This is a genomic window from Nonomuraea sp. NPDC049646, assembly GCF_044465525.1.
Lineage (GTDB): Bacteria > Actinomycetota > Actinomycetes > Streptosporangiales > Streptosporangiaceae > Nonomuraea.
This window is the reverse complement of the sequence record NZ_JBITLU010000004.1, coordinates 375,323-390,846: the sequence shown is the minus strand read 5'-3', so window position 1 is coordinate 390,846 and position 15,524 is coordinate 375,323. Positions and strand designations below refer to the sequence as shown.

The following is a 15,524-nucleotide window of genomic DNA, read 5'->3' as shown; positions in this document are numbered from 1 at the left end:
TCAACAGATCTTCAACCGCGCGCTCCTACGATCCGTCGCAAGGAGCGCTCCTCCAGGGGCGCCGGCAGGGAGGGAACCCCCGTGAACTTAGGCGTCCCGGAGATCATCATCGGTTTCGTGCTCTTCTTCCTCCTGATCGGGATCGTGGTCTTCACCGCCGTGGCGCTGGCCAACCGGCGCCGCGGGTAGCGGCGGCCGGGGCCCGGGGCCCCGGCCGCCGCGCCCGTCAGCGGGTGTCGGAGTCGGTGTCGGTCAGGGCGGCGCGGCCGGCCTCCAGCCGGGCCACCGGGATGCGGAACGGGGAGCAGGAGACGTAGTCGAGGCCGACCTCGTGGCAGAAGTGCACCGAGTCGGGGTCGCCCCCATGCTCGCCGCAGATGCCGAGGTGCAGGTCGGGGCGGGCCGCGCGGCCCTCCTCGGCGGCGATCCTGACCAGCCGCCCGACGCCGTCGCGGTCCAGGGTCTCGAACGGGCTGACGCCGAAGATGCCGAGCTCCAGGTAGCGCGAGAAGAAGGCGGCCTCCACGTCGTCGCGGCTGAAGCCCCAGGTCATCTGGGTCAGGTCGTTCGTGCCGAAGGAGAAGAACTCGGCGGCCTCGGCGATCTGGCCCGCCGTCAGCGCCGCCCTCGGCACCTCGATCATGGTGCCGATCAGCGCCTCGACGCCGGTCTCCGCGAGGATCCTGGTCGCCTCCTCGCGTACGGACTCCAGCTCCTGGACCGACGCCACCAGCGGGATCATGATCTCCGGACGCGCGCCCGGGACCTCGGCCGCGGCCTGCGCGATCGCCCGCACCTGCATGGCGAACAGCCCCGGGATCACCAGGCCGAGCCGCACGCCGCGCAGGCCCAGCATCGGGTTCTGCTCGTGCAGCCTCTTGACGGCGGCCAGCAGCCTGCGGTCCTTGTCGGTCACGTCGGGCGAGGTGGCGACCTTCACCGACAGGTCCACCAGGTCCGGCAGGAACTCGTGCAGGGGCGGGTCGATGAGCCGGATGGTGACCGGGTCGCCGCCCATGGCCTTGAAGATGCCGATGAAGTCGGCCTTCTGGAGGGGTTCGAGGGCGTCGAGCGCGGCCTGCCGCTCCGCCTCGCCGTCGGCCAGGACCAGGTCCTCGACGAGCTGGCGGCGCTCGCCGAGGAACATGTGCTCGGTGCGGCACAGGCCGATGCCCTGGGCGCCGAAGCGGCGGGCCCGCGCGGCGTCCTCGGGGGTGTCGGCGTTGGCGCGGACCCGGAGCCGGCGCACGGAGTCGGCGTGGCCCATGATCCGGTCCACGGCCCTGACCAGGTCGTCGTCCGGCTGCGCGCCCTCGAAGTACTCGACGACGGCCGAGTCCACGACCGGGACCTCGCCGAGGTAGACCTCGCCGGTGGTGCCGTCGATGGAGATCACGTCCCCTTCGGAGACGACCTCGCCGCCGGGGGCGGTGAACCGGCGCTCGCCGGTGGAGACCTCCAGTTCCTCGGCGCCGCACACGCACGTCTTGCCCATGCCGCGGGCGACCACGGCGGCGTGCGAGGTCTTGCCGCCGCGGCTGGTCAGGATGCCCTTGGCGGCGATCATGCCGGCCAGGTCGTCGGGGTTGGTCTCGCGGCGGACGAGGATGACGTCCTCACCCCGTCCGGCCAGCTCGACGGCGCGCTCGGAGGAGAAGACGACCTTGCCCACGGCGGCGCCCGGCGAGGCGTTCATGCCCTTGGCGATCTTCTTCTTCTCGGCGCCGCCATCGAAGCGGGGGAACATGAGCTGGGCGAGCTGGTCGCCGGTGACGCGGGTGACGGCCTCGTCGAGGGTGATCAGGCCCTGGTCGACGAGCTGGGTGGCGATGCAGAAGGCGGCCGCGGCGGTGCGCTTGCCGACCCGGGTCTGGAGCATCCACAGCTTGCCGCGCTCGATCGTGAACTCGATGTCGCACAGGTCCTTGTAGTGGTTCTCCAGCGTCTCCATGATCTGCAGCAGCTCGTCGTAGGAGCGCTTGTCGAGGCGTTCGAGTTCCTGGAGGGGGATGGTGTTGCGGATGCCGGCGACGACGTCCTCGCCCTGGGCGTTCTGCAGGTAGTCGCCGTAGATGCCCTGCTGGCCGGAGCCGGGGTCGCGGGTGAAGGCGACGCCGGTGCCGGAGTCGTTGCCGACGTTGCCGAAGACCATGGCCACGATGTTGACGGCGGTGCCGAGGTCGGCCGGGATGCGCTCCTGGCGGCGGTAGAGGATGGCGCGCGGGGCGTTCCAGGAGTCGAAGACCGCCATGACGGCCAGCCGCATCTGCTCGCGGGGGTCGGCCGGGAAGTCCTTGCCGGTCTGCTCCCTGACGATGCCCTTGTAGGTCTCGACCAGGCCCTGCAGCTCGCCCGCGTCGAGGTCGGTGTCCTGGCGGCGGCCCTTCAGCTCGTCGAGCGCGTGCTCGAACAGGTCGCCGTCGAGCCCGAGCACGGTCTTGCCGAACATCTGGATCAGCCGGCGGTAGGAGTCCCAGGCGAAGCGGTCGTTGCCGCCCGCCTGCTTGGCCAGGCCGTGCACCGACTCGTCGTTGAGCCCGATGTTGAGGACCGTCTCCATCATGCCCGGCATGGAGAACTTCGCGCCCGACCGTACGCTGACCAGCAGCGGGTCGTCGGCCTGACCGAGCCGGCGGCCCATCTGGGCCTCCAGGGCGTCCAGGTGCTCGGCGACCTCGCGCTCCAGGCCGTCGGGAAGAGCGCCTTCCGTCAGGTAGTGACGGCAGGCTTCAGTGGTGATCGTGAATCCGGGGGGTACGGGCAGCCCGAGATTCGTCATCTCGGCGAGATTCGCGCCCTTTCCACCGAGAAGATCCTTGAGATTCCTGTTGCCCTCGGTGAAGTCGTAAACGTACTTGGCCACCACAGCTCCAATCCAACGCTTCTGTCCCGGACTCTACCGGCGAAATAGATGATGAAACTGCACTCCTCGGTTAAGTCATCGTTTTTGCAGGTCAACAGCCCGCGACAGGTCTAATCCAATTATAGGACCGCTGACCGATAAATTGGTTTATACCAATTGGTTTACACCAATTCTTGAGAAAGAGGAGCGAGAGGTGGGGAATCGGATCCCGTCCCGCCAGGAGACGCCCATGGCCGCTCGCGCCAAGCCAAAGCGCCGTGCAGGCTTCGTCGCGGGATCGGCCAAGCCCCCCGCCGGCACGGTGATCTACCTGGACCTCCGGCCGTCGTGATCGCTCAACGTGACCCAGCTCGGGTCGTTCCGCGATATGGACGTGATCGGGACATGACACTCTGCTCGCATGCCCCGCACGACGCCCCGAGGTCTGATGGCCGCCTGCCTGGTCCTGGCGCTGTCCGCCTGCGGCTCGGGAACGCCCGAGCCCTCCGGCGGGTCGACGGTGCCGGGAGCGGAACAGCGGCACGCGACCCAGCTCCGGCCGGGCGACTGCCTCGTGTCGATCCCCGACGACCTGATCGCGACGCTCGTGCCGTGCGGCAACCCGCACGAGGCCGAGTTCGGCATGATCTACGTCGTGCCGGAGGGGGCGTGGCCGGGCGCCGACCAGGCCAGGAGGCAGGCCACGGACTTCTGCGCCCCGCGGCTGCGGATCCTGCCGGGCAGGGTGAGCGAGGTCGAGGTGACCGCGCTGCCGCCGCTGGAGGAGGAGTGGCCGCGGCACCGCACGGCGTACTGCGTGGCGGTGGCACGCGACGGGCAGCTCGTCGGGCGCGTGCTGGAGTAGCGCGCACCGGCCCGCGCCGGCGCGGGCCCGAGAGACTGCCAGGCGGGGCGGTCAGGCCAGGATGGGGTTGTGCTCGGGGGCCGGGCCCGGCGCGCCGTCGCGTGGCGGCAGCCACAGCACGAACGTGGCCCCCTGACCGAGCCTGGAGAACACCGCCACCCGTCCCCCGTGCGACTCCACGATCTGCCGGACGATGGCCAGGCCGAGGCCCGTGTGCCGGTCGCGCCGGCTGGCCTCGCCGCGCCAGAACCGGTCGAAGACCCGCTCCTGCTCCGCCACGCCGAGGCCGGGTCCGTCGTCCCTGACCGCGACCCACAGCCAGCCGTCCGACCGGCCGGCCTCCACCCGGACGACGCCGCCCGGCGGGGTCAGGCGCACCGCGTTGGACAGCAGGTTGGCCACCGCCCGGCGCAGCGCGTCCTGGTCGCCGGTCATCTCCAGGTTCCGGTCCAGCCCGCGGGTGATCGTCAGGCCGCGGGCGGCGGCCGGGGCCGCGTACTCCTCGCACGCCTCCCGCGCCACCCGGCTCAGGTCGAGGTCGGTGTCGGCGAACGCGGTCGCCTGCCGCCGGGCGCTGGCCAGCAGGTCCTCCACGAGCCTGGTCATCCGGGTGGTGGCCCGGTCCACGATCTGCACGGCCCTGGCCCGCTCCGCCTCGCTGGCGTCGGGCGAGGCCAGCACGGCGTCCACGTTGGCGCGGATGATCGTCAGCGGGCTGCGCAGCTCGTGCGAGGCGTCGTCGATCAGCCGGCGCTGCGCGCTGAACGCCTCCTCCAGCCGGTCGAGCATGGTGTCGATGGTGTCGGCCAGGTCCTTGAGCTCGTCGCGCGAGCCGCCCAGCCTGATCCGCCGCGTCAGGTCGGTCGCCTGGATCTCCTCCGTCGTCCGGGTGATCGACCGCACCGGACGCAGCACCCGTCCGGACAACACCCAGCCGATGCCCAGGGACGCCAGGTAGAGCCCGGCCAGGGTGGCCAGCGAGTAGTCGCGCAGCGTGGCCAGCGTCCTGATGTTGACCTCGTTCTCGACCTCCTCGATGAAGACGACCTCCTGCTTGCCCACGTACTGGTTGCCGCGGTACGCCTTGGCGTACTCGGTCGAGTACGGGCGTTCCTCGGTGGTCTTGGAGACCGCGACGTAGATGCCCCCCAGCACCAGCGCGGCCAGCACGAACAGCAGCCCCGAGTAGAGCACGGTGAGCCGGAAGCGGATGGTGTGGATCACGCCGGCTCCCTGAGCCGGTAGCCGCGGCTGATCACCGTCTCGATGAGACCGTCCTCCTGGAGCTTGCGGCGCAGGTTGCCGACGGTGACCCGGACGGTGTTGGTGAACGGGTCGGCGTGCTCGTCCCAGACGTGTTCGAGCAGCTCCTCGGTGGAGACCACGTGGCCGGGACGGGTCATCAGGTAGTGCAGCACGCCGTACTCCTTGGGGGTCAGGGCCAGGGAGCGGCCGTCGAGGGAGACCTCCATCCGGGCGGTGTCGATGCGCAGCCCGCCCACCTGGAGGACGGCGGTGCCGCCGGTGTCCCTGCGCAGCAGCGCCCGCACCCTGGCCAGCAGCTCGGGGAAGGCGAACGGCTTGACCAGGTAGTCGTCGGCGCCCTCGTCGAGGCCGCGCACCCGGTCGTCGAGGCGGTCGCGGGCGGTGACCATGATGATGCGCACCCCGCGGCCGGCGGCCCGTACCGAACGGCAGAGCTCGAAGCCGTCGCCGCCGGGCAGGTTCAGGTCGAGCAGGACCAGGTCATAGGTGTTGACCTCCAGCTTCTCGTGCGCCGACGGCGCGTCGTAGGCCACGTCCACCGCGTAGCCCGCCCGGACCAGACCCACCCGTAACGCGTCGACCAGGTCTTCCTCGTCCTCGACCACCAGCAGTCGCATGATCTTGACCATAGTTCCGGATGAGGGGTCACGCCATGGGGCCGGAGCGGCGTTCCCGACTTGAGCACCACCTCACCAAATACCAGCGAAAAACCACATAACTATCGCCTTTACACGATTTTTCGGTGTTGACAGTTAGATCTTTCGACCATGACGCCCTTCCAGCGATATCTGGCAGAAGAAGTGGCACTCGACCACGTAGAGGGCCTGATCTCGCGGCGCGAGGCCCTGCGCCGCCTGGGCCTCCTCGGGCTCACCCTCCCCGCCGCCACTGCTCTCCTCGCCGCCTGCGGCGCCACCCCCGACACCGGCCCCGACGCCGACGCCGACGCCGACCTGGACGCCGGCCCGGCGGGCACCCCCGGGCTGCCCGCCGCCTCGCCGTCCGGCACGGCCTCGCCCGCGGGCCCGGCCCCGCTGCCCACGCAGGAGATCACGTTCCCCGGCCCGGACGGCGCCACCCTGCGGGCCGCCTGGTCCCCCGCCGCCGTCCCCAAGGGCGCGGTGCTGGTCATGCACGAGAACCGCGGCCTGACCGACCACATCCGCTCGGTCGTCGGCCGGCTGGCCGCGAGCGGCTACTCGGCCCTGGCGCCCGACCTGCTCTCCCGGGACGGCGGCACGGCCGCGTTCGCCGACACCGCCCAGGTCACGGCCAAGCTGGGCGAGATCCCCCAGGAGCGGTTCGTGGCCGACATGAAGGCGGCCGTCGGCGAGCTGGAGAAGCGGGCCGAGGGCGCCGGGCTGGGCATGATCGGGTTCTGCTTCGGCGGCGGCATGACGTGGCTGCTGCTGTCGTCCGGGGAGGACCGGCTGGCCGCCGCGGCGCCCTTCTACGGCCCGCTGCCCGACCACGCCGACCTGACCGGCGCCAAGGCGTCCGTGCTGGCGATCTACGCCGAGCAGGACGACCGCGTCAACGCCACCAGGGACGCGGCCGAGGCGGCGCTGACGGAGGCCGGGCTCACCCACGAGCTGGTGACCGTCCCCGGCGTCGGCCACGCCTTCTTCAACGACACGGGCGCCCGCTACGACGAGCGGGCCGCCTCGCAGGCCTACGACTACGTGCTGACCTGGTTCGCCCGCCACCTGCCCTGACCGGCCGGGCCGCCCGGCTCGGCCGGGAGAACGCGAGCGCCGCCCGCGGCGGAGAGCCGGGGCGGCGCCGGTGAGGTGGTGCCGGGGTCAGTCGTTGAGGCGCTGACGCAGGTAGGAGTCGACCTGATCGATGGCGATGCGCTCCTGGGCCATACTGTCGCGCTCGCGGATCGTCACCGCGTGGTCTTCGAGGGTGTCGAAGTCGACGGTGATGCAGAACGGGGTGCCGATCTCGTCCTGGCGGCGGTAGCGGCGGCCGATCGCGCCCGCGTCGTCGAACTCGACGTTCCACCGCCTGCGCAGCTGCGCGGCCAGGTCGCGGGCCTTCGGCGACAGGTCGGCGTTGCGCGACAGCGGCAGCACCGCGGCCTTGACCGGCGCGAGCCGGTGGTCGAGCCGCAGCACCGTGCGCTTCTCCAGGACGCCCTTGGCGTTGGGCGCCTCGTCCTCGGTGTAGGCGTCGAGCAGGAAGGTCAGCGTGGCCCGGTCGACGCCGGCGGCCGGCTCGATGACGTAGGGGACGTAACGCTCACCGGTGTCCTGCTCGAAGAAGCTCAGGTCGACGCCCGAGGCCTTGGAGTGGGCGGTGAGGTCGAAGTCGGTGCGGTTGGCGATGCCTTCGAGCTCGCCCCACTCCGAGCCCTGGAAGTTGAAGCGGTACTCGACGTCGACGGTGCGCTTGGCGTAGTGGGACAGCTTCTCCTGCGGGTGCTCGTAGAGGCGCAGGTTGTCCTTGTTGATGCCCAGGTCGGAGTACCAGCGGAACCGCTCGTCGATCCAGTACTGGTGCCACTCCTCGTCGGTGCCGGGCTTGACGAAGAACTCCATCTCCATCTGCTCGAACTCGCGGGTGCGGAAGATGAAGTTGCCCGGGGTGATCTCGTTGCGGAAGGACTTGCCGACCTGGCCGATGCCGAACGGGACCTTCTTGCGCGCCGACTGCTGCACGTTGAGGTAGTTGATGAAGATGCCCTGGGCGGTCTCCGGACGCAGGTAGGCCAGGCCCGACTCGTCCTCCACCGGGCCGAGGAAGGTCTTGAGCAGGCCGCTGAACTGCCGGGGTTCGGTGAAGGTGCCCTTGTTGCCGCAGTTGGGGCAGGTGATGTCGGCCAGGCCGTTCTCGGGCTCCTTGCCGTTCTTCTCCTCGTACGCCTCGACGAGGTGGTCGGCACGGAAGCGCTTGTGGCACGACTGGCACTCGGTCAGCGGGTCGGTGAAGGTCTCGACGTGGCCGCTGGCCCGCCAGACCTCGGGGGCCAGGATGACGCAGGAGTCGAGGCCCACCACGTCGTCGCGCGACTGGACCATCGACAGCCACCACTGCCGCTTGACGTTGTTCTTCAGCTCGACACCCAGAGGACCGTAGTCCCACGACGCGCGAAGTCCGCCGTAGATCTCGCTCGACGGGTAAACGAGCCCGCGGCGCTTGGCGAGGCTGACGATGGTGTCCATGACGTCGGTGCGTCGTGCCATTTTGGTTGCGTCTCTTTCCGGCTGGAGGTCGGCGAGTGAATTCGGTGAGATCCCAGCTTAGGGGACGCTCACCCGGTCCCGCGCGCGAGTATCGCTACGCACCCTCTTGCGTGTACACGTCCTCGTACGCGCTGGGTTCGTTGACCATGAGGATCATCAACGGGTACATGACCATCCTGGAGGCCGACAGCGCCCTGCGGTAGAACCCGGCGCCCTCCCATTCGCTGACCAGCGCCCACAGGTTGGGCTCGTCGACCGAGCGGGCCAGCCGCCCGCGGTGGAAACCCGGCTGGGCGGCGAAGGTGTCGAGGATGGCGTGGCCCTGCTTGATGAAGTCCTGGGACTGGGACTCTGGCACGGTGTATCGGATCACGGCGAGCACCAGCCCAGCCTAGAGGTGCGCACCCTGCTGTCACGCGAACTCCCATAGGCTCTCGACGTGGCCTCCAAAAACAAGCGCCCGCTGCCCCAGGGCGAGCAGTTCTTCACGCCGGGCGCGGGCGGCGCGCGCAAGGCCGTCGAGCGGCGCAGCGCCATCCCGATGACCTTTCTGTTCACGCAGGTGCCCAGGTGGGCGACCCCCGCCGTGCTGGTGATCCTGCTGCTGGCCGCCTTCGCGCTGGCCAACTGGCTGGGCGGCGTGGCGGCGCTGGTGGTGCTGGCGTTCGTCGGGTGGCTGGCGTACCTGTCGTGGCCGTCGCTGGGCATCGGCGGGCGGCTGCTGCGGGTCGTGATGCTGGTCTTCCTGGCGGTCCTGGCCGCTGACCGGTTTGGGGCGTTCTAGCCCGGCCCGCCGGAGATTTTGACAATCATTTTCATTTTCTCCATACTTGAGGGCGTGATGTCCCGTACGCCCCCAATGCGCGCCGTAACCTTCCTCGCCGGAGCAGCCCTGCTGGCCACGTCCGCCTGTGGCGCCGGGGCCGCGGAGGGCACCGAGACCGCCGCGGGCGGCAGGCCCGAGGTGATCGCCGCCTTCTACCCGCTCCAGTGGCTCACGGAGCAGGTGGCCGGGCCCGACGCGAACGTGACCGTCCTGACCGCGCCCGGCGTCGAGCCGCACGACCTGGAGCTGGGCATCCAGCAGATGACCAAGCTCCAGGACGCCGCGCTCACGGTCTACGTCAAGGGCGTGCAGCCGGCCGTCGACGACGCCGTCTCCGCCGACACCGCCTTCGACGCCGCCGCCGTCGTCACGACGATCCCGGCGGGCGGGCACGCCGGCGAGGAGGGGCACGCGGAGGAGCACGCGGACGAACACGGCGTCTCCTACGACCCGCACATCTGGCTCGACCCGTCCCGGCTGGCCACGGTCGCCGGGAAGCTGGGCGAGCGCCTGGCCGCCGCCGACCCCGCCCACGCGCAGGCGTACAAGGCCCGCGCCGCCACGGCTGCGGGCGTGCTGGGCGGCCTCGACCAGGAGTTCGCCAAGGGCCTGGCCGCCTGCGCCGGCAAGACGCTGGTCACCGCGCACGAGGCGTTCGGCTACCTGGCCGACCGCTACAAGCTCAAGCAGGTGGGCATCACGCTCGACCCCGAGACCGAGCCGTCGCCGAAGCGCCTGTCGGAGGTGGCCGCGCTGGCCAGGGCCGAGGGCGCCACCACGATCTTCACCGAGTCCCTGGTGAGCCCGAAGGTGGCCGAGGTGCTGGCCGGCGAGGTCGGCGCGAAGACGGCCGTGCTCGACCCGCTGGAGAGCAAGCCCGCCGGCGACTACCTGACGGCCATGCGCGACAACCTCAAGACCCTCCGCACGGCTCTGGGGTGTGCGGCATGAGCGAGACGGCCTTCGCGATGACCGGCGGCCGGGTCAGCTTCGACGGCCGGCAGATCCTGCGCGGCGTCGACCTGACCGTCTGCCCCGGCGAGGTCGTGGCCCTGCTGGGGGCCAACGGCTCCGGCAAGTCCACCCTGGTCCGCGCGCTGCTCGGCCTCACCCCGCTGTCCGGCGGCCGGACCCTCCTGTACGGCTCCCCGCCCGCCCGCTTCCGCGACTGGTGGCGCATCGGCTACGTGCCCCAGCGCCTCCAGGTCGGCGGCGGCGTGCCCGCCACCGTCCGCGAGGTCGTGGCCTCGGGCCGCATCGCCCGGCAGAGCCGGCTGCGCAGGACCAGCGCGGCCGACCGGGCGGCGGTCGCGCACGCCCTTGACGCGGTCGACCTGACCGGCCGGGCCGGCGACCCCGTGCAGTCGCTGTCGGGCGGCCAGCAGCAGCGCGTGCTCATCGCCCGCGCCCTGGCCGGGGAGCCCGACACGTACGTGATGGACGAGCCCACGGCGGGCGTCGATGCCGAGACCCAGCAGCTCCTGGCCGACACGCTGGGCGGCCTGGTCCGCGACGGCAAGACGATCGTCCTGGTCGCCCACGAGCTGGGCCCGCTGGAGCCGCTCATCACCCGCGGCGTCGTGGTCCGCGAGGGCCGCGTCGCGCACGACGGCGCGCCGCCGCGGCCCGAGGGCGAGTGCGCCAGGCCGGGACACGAGCACCAGCATCCGCACGCCGAGGAGCCGGCCGCCGGCCCGCTGACCGGCTGGCAGGGAGAAGCGCGATGATCGACCTTCTGCAGGAGAACCTCTTCCAGCTCGCGCTGATCGCCGCGCTGCTGGTGGGGCTGTGCGCGCCCGCGGTGGGCACGTTCATCGTGCAGCGCAGGCTGTCGCTGCTCGGCGACGGCATCGGGCACGTCGCGCTGACCGGCGTGGCGCTGGGCTTCCTGACCGGCACGGCGCCGGTGCTGACGGCCGTGATCGTCTCGGTGCTGGGCGCGGTGGCGATCGAGCTGGTCAGGGCCCGGGGCCGGACCAGCGGCGACGTCGCGCTCGCCCTGCTGTTCTACGGCGGCATCGCGGGCGGCGTCATGCTCATGGGCATCGCCCCCGGCGGCAGCAACGCCAAGCTGAACTCCTACCTGTTCGGCGCCATCGCCAGCGTCACGCGGGAGGACATCTGGATCATCGGCGCGCTGGCCGTGGCGGTGATCGGCGTGGTCGTCGTCTTCGGCAGGGAGCTGTTCGTGCTCTGCCAGGACGAGGAGATGGCCAAGGCCAGCGGCCTGCCGGTGCGCTTCCTCAGCCTGCTGATCGCGGTCACCGCCGCGCTCACCGTGGTCATCGCCATGCGGGTGGTCGGCCTGCTGCTGGTCAGCGCCCTGATGGTGATCCCGGTGGCCACGAGCCAGCAGCTCACCAGGGGCTTTCGGGCCACGATGGGGCTGGCGATGCTGTTCGGCGTGCTCGCCTCGGTGGGCGGTCTGCTGGCCTCGACGATGTCGTCGCGGGTGCCTCCGGGCGCGGCGATCGTGCTTCTCGCCCTCGCCGGCTTCGTCCTGGCCCTCGCTGTCGGTAAATTCGTACGGCGAGGCCGTATCCAGGAGTCCCCAGTGAGCCGGCGACCACAAGTCCGTGTCGAGGAGGTCGCATGACGACGAGGCGCGATGCCGTGCACGACACCCTTCGCCGCAGCGAGGGGTTCCGCAGCGCCCAGGACGTCTACGCGGAGATGCGCCTGCACGGCGCCAAGATCGGGTTGACCACCGTCTACCGGGCGTTGCAGGCGCTGGCCGACTGCGGCCAGGTCGACGTGCTGCGCACCGACGAGGGCGAGTCGGTCTACCGGGCGTGCGCCAGCGACGACCATCACCACCACCTGGTCTGCCGTCGTTGCGGGCACACGGTCGAGGTGGCCGGGCCGGCCGTCGAGCGCTGGGCCGAGGCGGTCGGCAGCGACCACGGCTTCACCGAGATCACTCACACGGTCGAGGTCTTCGGCACCTGCTCGTCCTGCTCGGCGCCGGCCCGCGTGGGCTGAGGGCCGCGGGAGCCGTACAGCACGCCGAGCACGACGGCGGCGCACCCGGCGAGCTGCAGCGCGGAGGGCCGCTCCCCCAGCGTGAGCGTGGAGATGGCGACCGTGGTAATCGGCTGCACGAGCAGCAGCAGCGCTGTCAGGGCCGCGGGCTGCCTGGGCAGCGAGTACGTGATCAGCAGCCATCCGGCCACCTGCGGCCCCAGCGCGAGCAGCAGCAGCCACCCGTGCGCCGGCCATTCCGGCGCCAGGTCGGCCCCGCCGAACAGCGGGCCGAGCGCGGCGATCAGCACGGTGGCCACGACGGTCGCGTGCGCCAGGGGCCCCGCCGTCCGGCCCGGCCCGGCCTTCATGAGCAGCAGGTAGGCGGCGTACACGACGGAGGTCGCCAGGCCGGTGACGGCGCCCATGACGGGGTCGAGCCCGTACGCCGCGCCGTCGAACACCCCGGAGATCAGCACCACGCCGCCGAAGACGATCGGCGTGCTCGCCATGAGCCGGTTGGAGGGGCGCTCGCGGAACAGGCCCCAGGCGGCGAAGGCCACGATGAACACCTGGAGGTTGCCCAGCACGGTCGCCAGGCCCGCGCCGACCAGCTTGATCGACTGGTGCCAGAACAGCAGGTCGAGCGAGAACAGCACGCCCGCCGCCCAGGCCGGCAGCGCGTTCCGCCAGGGCAGGGGCCCCAGCTTCCGCCGTTCGAGCCAGGCGAGCAGCACCATGGGCGGCACCGCGTACGCGCAGCGGAACAACGCCGACGTCGCGGGCGAGACCCCGGACAGCCGCACCAGGGGCGCGGAGGTGGAGATGATCAGTGCTCCGGCGATCGCGATCAGGACGATACGCCGATATGCACTCACGGAAACCCCCGGAGTCCCATGGGAGAGATACGCTGCGACCACGCTAGAACCGGCCCCGACAGGAGTCAACATGCCGTTTGGCCATGACATGGTGCATTCTTTGGCGACCGTTGTCGACCTGGTCAACACCTCGCCGTCCACCGGCGGCGACGACGGTCTGGCCAGCCTGGCCGAGTTGCAAGCCTTCGTGGAGTCCCGGCAGATCAGCGGCATCGGCGCGCTGACCGCCCGCGACCTCGGCCAGGTGCGCATGGTGCGCGAGGCGTTCCACCGGGTGTTCACGGCCTCCGACGTGGCCAGCGCCGTGCGCACGCTCAACGCGTTGCTCGCCGAGACGCGCATCACGCCCAGGCTGACCGAGCACGACGGTCATCCGCTGCACGTGCACTACTTCGCCAACGACGCCTCCCTGGCCGAGCACGTGGCCGCCGACTGCGGCGTGGCGCTGGCGCACCTGCTGGTGGAGGGCGAGATGGAGCGCCTGCGCACCTGCTCGGCCCCCGACTGCGACCGCGTGTTCGTCGACGAGTCCCGCAACCGCTCGCGGGTCTACTGCGACAGCCGCACCTGCGGCAACCGCATGCACGTCGCCGCCTACCGGGCCCGCCGCCGCGCCTGACCGTCCGGCACGCGAACCGCCCGTCCCCGCGACGACCGGGGGACGGGCGGCAGGTACGGGTGGTTCAGGGTGCTTCGCTGGACGTCTGCCACCACGGCGGCTTGGCGGTGGCGAAGACGTCGGAACAGTTGCACGAGCCGCAACCTGGGATCATCGGCCCTCCTTCATCGTGGGGGAACGGGTTGTACCCGCCTTCACCGGCTCTCAGCCTGACCCTCGTGCCAGAATTCCGGATACCGCCGCGACGCCACGTCTCTCAGCCGACGTCCCGCCGAGCAGGGCGGTCAGGATCCAGGCCGCCCAGCACAGCGGCACGCTCGCGGCGCAGCGCCGGGCGGACGAGCGTCCACGTGCCGCTGTGCCGGCCACCCTCGTGGTGGCGCAGGAAGGTCGTGCTCTTGCCCGCGCCGTCGGGGCCGGGAAGCCGTGCACCTCGGCAGGGGTGCACCCCGGGGTGCCTCTAGGCGCCGGCGACCTCGTTGGGGATCGCGCCGCCGTAGCGGCGGTCGCGCTTGGCGTAGATCTCGCACGCCGCCCACAGGTCGCGGCGGTCGAAGTCGGGCCAGAGCCGGTCGAGGAAGACCATCTCGGCGTAGGCCGACTGCCACAGCAGGAAGTTCGAGAAGCGCTGCTCGCCCGAGGAGCGGACGAACAGGTCGACCGGCGGGATCTCCGGCTCGTCGAGGTAGCGGGCGAACACCTTCTCGCTCACCTTGGACGGCTTGACCCGCCCGGCCGCGATGTCGGCCGCCAGCTTGACCGCCGCGTCGACGATCTCGGCCTGGCCGCCGTAGTTGACGCAGAACTGCAACGTCAGCTTGCTGTTGCCGAGGGTCATCTGCTCGGCGCTCTGCAACTCGGAGATCACGCTCTTCCACAGCCGGCCCGGCCGGCCCGCCCAGCGCACCCGCACGCCCATGGCGTTGAGCTCGTCGCGCCGCCGCCTGATGACGTCGCGGTTGAAGCCCATCAGGAAGCGCACCTCGTCGGGCGAGCGCTTCCAGTTCTCCGTGGAGAAGGCGTAGGCGCTCAGGTAGGGGACGCCCAGCTCAAGGGCCCCCTCGATGACGTCGAACAGCGAGGACTCGCCCGCCTTGTGCCCTTCGGTGCGCGGCAGGCCACGCGCCTTGGCCCAGCGGCCGTTGCCGTCCATCACGATGGCGACGTGCCGGGGCACGAGGTCACGCGGGATCGGCGGCGGGATGGCGCCTGACGGATGAGGGGTCGGAGGCCGGACGTTCACGCATGCTCCCTTTCGACGTGTCGCAGAGAGCGTATTCCGTGTTCCAGATGCCATTGCAGATATGCGGCCACCAGACCGCTGCACTCGCTGCGGTGGCGCGACTCCGAGGCGTCGGCGGTGGCCCAGTCGCCGCGCAGCAGCGCCGTCATGAGCCCGATCGTCTCCCCCGCCGGCACCGCCGAGCCCGCCGGACGGCAGGCCCCGCACACCACGCCGCCCGCGACGATGGCGAAGGCCCTGACCGCCGGGGCCTGGCACTTGGCGCACGCCTCCAGCGCCGGCGCGTAACCGGCCACCGCCAGCGAGCGCAGGAAGTAGGCGTCGAGGACCAGCCTGGCCTCGTGGACGCGTTCGGACAGCGTGCGCAGGCCGCCGACCAGCAGCAGGAACTGCCGCAGCGCCGGCTCCTTCTCGCCGTGGGTCAGCCGGTCGGCCGTCTCCAGCATGGCGCTGCCGGCGGTGTAACGGGGGTAGTCGACGGCCAGCGCCTCGCCGTAGGGCCTGATGGTCTCCGCCTGAGTGATCACGTCGAGCGTGCGGCCGGTGTGGAGCTGGAGGTCGACGTGCGTGAACGGCTCCAGCCGCGCGCCGAAGCGTGACTTGGTGCGGCGCACGCCCCTGGCCACCGCCCGGATCTTGCCGGTGCGCTTGGCCAGAACGGTGACGATGCGATCGGCCTCACCGAGTTTCTGTGTCCGCAGGACGACGCCTTCGTCGCGGTAGAGACTCACTTGCCCATCTTACGGCCGCACGCGCGGCATGTTCCGGGCATGCTCTGGTGACGCGAGTTTGCCCTGTCGTCACTAGACTTTGACGTCTGTCCCCGCATCACCCGT

The 15,524-nt window shown here is 71.1% G+C and carries 17 protein-coding genes; 8 read left to right on the top strand and 9 right to left on the bottom strand.

The features are described from left to right. Positions 1-226 precede the first annotated feature (226 nt). Entirely contained in the window at positions 227-2,863 is a 2,637-nt protein-coding gene (gene ppdK, locus ACIBQ8_RS14295; RefSeq protein WP_397175664.1) for a pyruvate, phosphate dikinase, read from the bottom strand. Between the two features lie 400 nt (positions 2,864-3,263). Here ppdK and ACIBQ8_RS14290 point away from each other — a divergent pair, with 400 nt between their 5' ends. Beyond that, a complete protein-coding gene (locus ACIBQ8_RS14290) occupies positions 3,264-3,707 on the top strand; it encodes a hypothetical protein (protein ID WP_397175662.1) in 444 nt (147 codons plus the stop codon). Between the two features lie 51 nt (positions 3,708-3,758). Here the strand turns inward: ACIBQ8_RS14290 and ACIBQ8_RS14285 are convergent, their stop codons facing one another. Further along, positions 3,759-4,931: an ATP-binding protein gene (locus tag ACIBQ8_RS14285; RefSeq protein ID WP_397175661.1), complete on the bottom strand. Its 1,173-nt coding sequence runs from the start codon at positions 4,929-4,931 to the stop codon at positions 3,759-3,761. Next, positions 4,928-5,590: a response regulator transcription factor gene (locus ACIBQ8_RS14280; RefSeq protein ID WP_352323395.1), complete on the bottom strand. Its 663-nt coding sequence runs from the start codon at positions 5,588-5,590 to the stop codon at positions 4,928-4,930. Before ACIBQ8_RS14280 ends, ACIBQ8_RS14285 begins: the two co-directional genes overlap by 4 nt. 150 nt (positions 5,591-5,740) lie before the next feature. Here ACIBQ8_RS14280 and ACIBQ8_RS14275 point away from each other — a divergent pair, with 150 nt between their 5' ends. Beyond that, positions 5,741-6,688 (top strand): dienelactone hydrolase family protein, encoded by a 948-nt coding sequence (locus tag ACIBQ8_RS14275; RefSeq protein WP_397192098.1) that lies wholly within the window; start codon positions 5,741-5,743, stop codon positions 6,686-6,688. Positions 6,689-6,775: 87 nt separating this feature from the next. On the opposite strand, the gene ACIBQ8_RS14270 is transcribed toward ACIBQ8_RS14275, so the two are convergent. Both ACIBQ8_RS14270 and ACIBQ8_RS14265 read right to left on the bottom strand, forming a co-directional pair. Beyond that, positions 6,776-8,161 (bottom strand): glycine--tRNA ligase, encoded by a 1,386-nt coding sequence (locus ACIBQ8_RS14270; RefSeq protein WP_387672600.1) that lies wholly within the window; start codon positions 8,159-8,161, stop codon positions 6,776-6,778. Positions 8,162-8,255: 94 nt separating this feature from the next. Further along, positions 8,256-8,543 carry an antibiotic biosynthesis monooxygenase gene (locus ACIBQ8_RS14265; protein WP_358292153.1) on the bottom strand — a complete coding sequence of 96 codons (288 nt, stop codon included), beginning with the start codon at positions 8,541-8,543 and terminating at the stop codon, positions 8,256-8,258. 57 nt (positions 8,544-8,600) lie between these two features. On the opposite strand from ACIBQ8_RS14265, the gene ACIBQ8_RS14260 reads away from it, so the two are divergent. From ACIBQ8_RS14260 to ACIBQ8_RS14240, 5 genes are all read left to right on the top strand, one after another. Continuing rightward, positions 8,601-8,945: a DUF6703 family protein gene (locus ACIBQ8_RS14260; RefSeq protein WP_397175657.1), complete on the top strand. Its 345-nt coding sequence runs from the start codon at positions 8,601-8,603 to the stop codon at positions 8,943-8,945. A gap of 75 nt (positions 8,946-9,020) precedes the next feature. Next, positions 9,021-9,938: a metal ABC transporter solute-binding protein, Zn/Mn family gene (locus ACIBQ8_RS14255; RefSeq protein WP_397175655.1), complete on the top strand. Its 918-nt coding sequence runs from the start codon at positions 9,021-9,023 to the stop codon at positions 9,936-9,938. Then, positions 9,935-10,714 carry a metal ABC transporter ATP-binding protein gene (locus ACIBQ8_RS14250; RefSeq protein ID WP_397175654.1) on the top strand — a complete coding sequence of 260 codons (780 nt, stop codon included), beginning with the start codon at positions 9,935-9,937 and terminating at the stop codon, positions 10,712-10,714. Before ACIBQ8_RS14255 ends, ACIBQ8_RS14250 begins: the two co-directional genes overlap by 4 nt. Next, complete coding sequence (locus ACIBQ8_RS14245) at positions 10,711-11,583, top strand: metal ABC transporter permease (RefSeq protein WP_397175652.1); 873 nt, start codon at positions 10,711-10,713, stop codon at positions 11,581-11,583. Before ACIBQ8_RS14250 ends, ACIBQ8_RS14245 begins: the two co-directional genes overlap by 4 nt. Beyond that, positions 11,580-11,969, top strand: a complete 390-nt coding sequence (locus ACIBQ8_RS14240; protein WP_352323403.1) for a transcriptional repressor — start codon at positions 11,580-11,582, stop codon at positions 11,967-11,969. The genes ACIBQ8_RS14245 and ACIBQ8_RS14240 overlap by 4 nt, the downstream gene beginning before the upstream one ends. On the opposite strand, the gene ACIBQ8_RS14235 is transcribed toward ACIBQ8_RS14240, so the two are convergent. Further along, entirely contained in the window at positions 11,909-12,826 is a 918-nt protein-coding gene (locus tag ACIBQ8_RS14235; protein WP_397192097.1) for a DMT family transporter, read from the bottom strand. The genes ACIBQ8_RS14240 and ACIBQ8_RS14235 overlap by 61 nt on opposite strands. 91 nt (positions 12,827-12,917) lie before the next feature. Here ACIBQ8_RS14235 and ACIBQ8_RS14230 point away from each other — a divergent pair, with 91 nt between their 5' ends. Next, on the top strand, positions 12,918-13,445 hold the full coding sequence (locus tag ACIBQ8_RS14230) for a CGNR zinc finger domain-containing protein (RefSeq protein WP_397176061.1): 528 nt from the start codon (positions 12,918-12,920) through the stop codon (positions 13,443-13,445). Positions 13,446-13,701: 256 nt separating this feature from the next. On the opposite strand, the gene ACIBQ8_RS14225 is transcribed toward ACIBQ8_RS14230, so the two are convergent. The 3 genes from ACIBQ8_RS14225 to recO are packed head-to-tail and all read right to left on the bottom strand — an operon-like array spanning position 13,702 to position 15,419. After that, positions 13,702-13,893: a hypothetical protein gene (locus ACIBQ8_RS14225; RefSeq protein ID WP_397192096.1), complete on the bottom strand. Its 192-nt coding sequence runs from the start codon at positions 13,891-13,893 to the stop codon at positions 13,702-13,704. Positions 13,894-13,905: 12 nt separating this feature from the next. Further along, a complete protein-coding gene (locus ACIBQ8_RS14220) occupies positions 13,906-14,688 on the bottom strand; it encodes an isoprenyl transferase (RefSeq protein WP_397192095.1) in 783 nt (260 codons plus the stop codon). Beyond that, the gene (recO, locus tag ACIBQ8_RS14215) at positions 14,685-15,419 is read right to left on the bottom strand and encodes a DNA repair protein RecO (RefSeq protein ID WP_357979377.1); all 735 of its coding nucleotides are present in this window, start codon (positions 15,417-15,419) and stop codon (positions 14,685-14,687) included. Before recO ends, ACIBQ8_RS14220 begins: the two co-directional genes overlap by 4 nt. Positions 15,420-15,524: the final 105 nt, after the last annotated feature.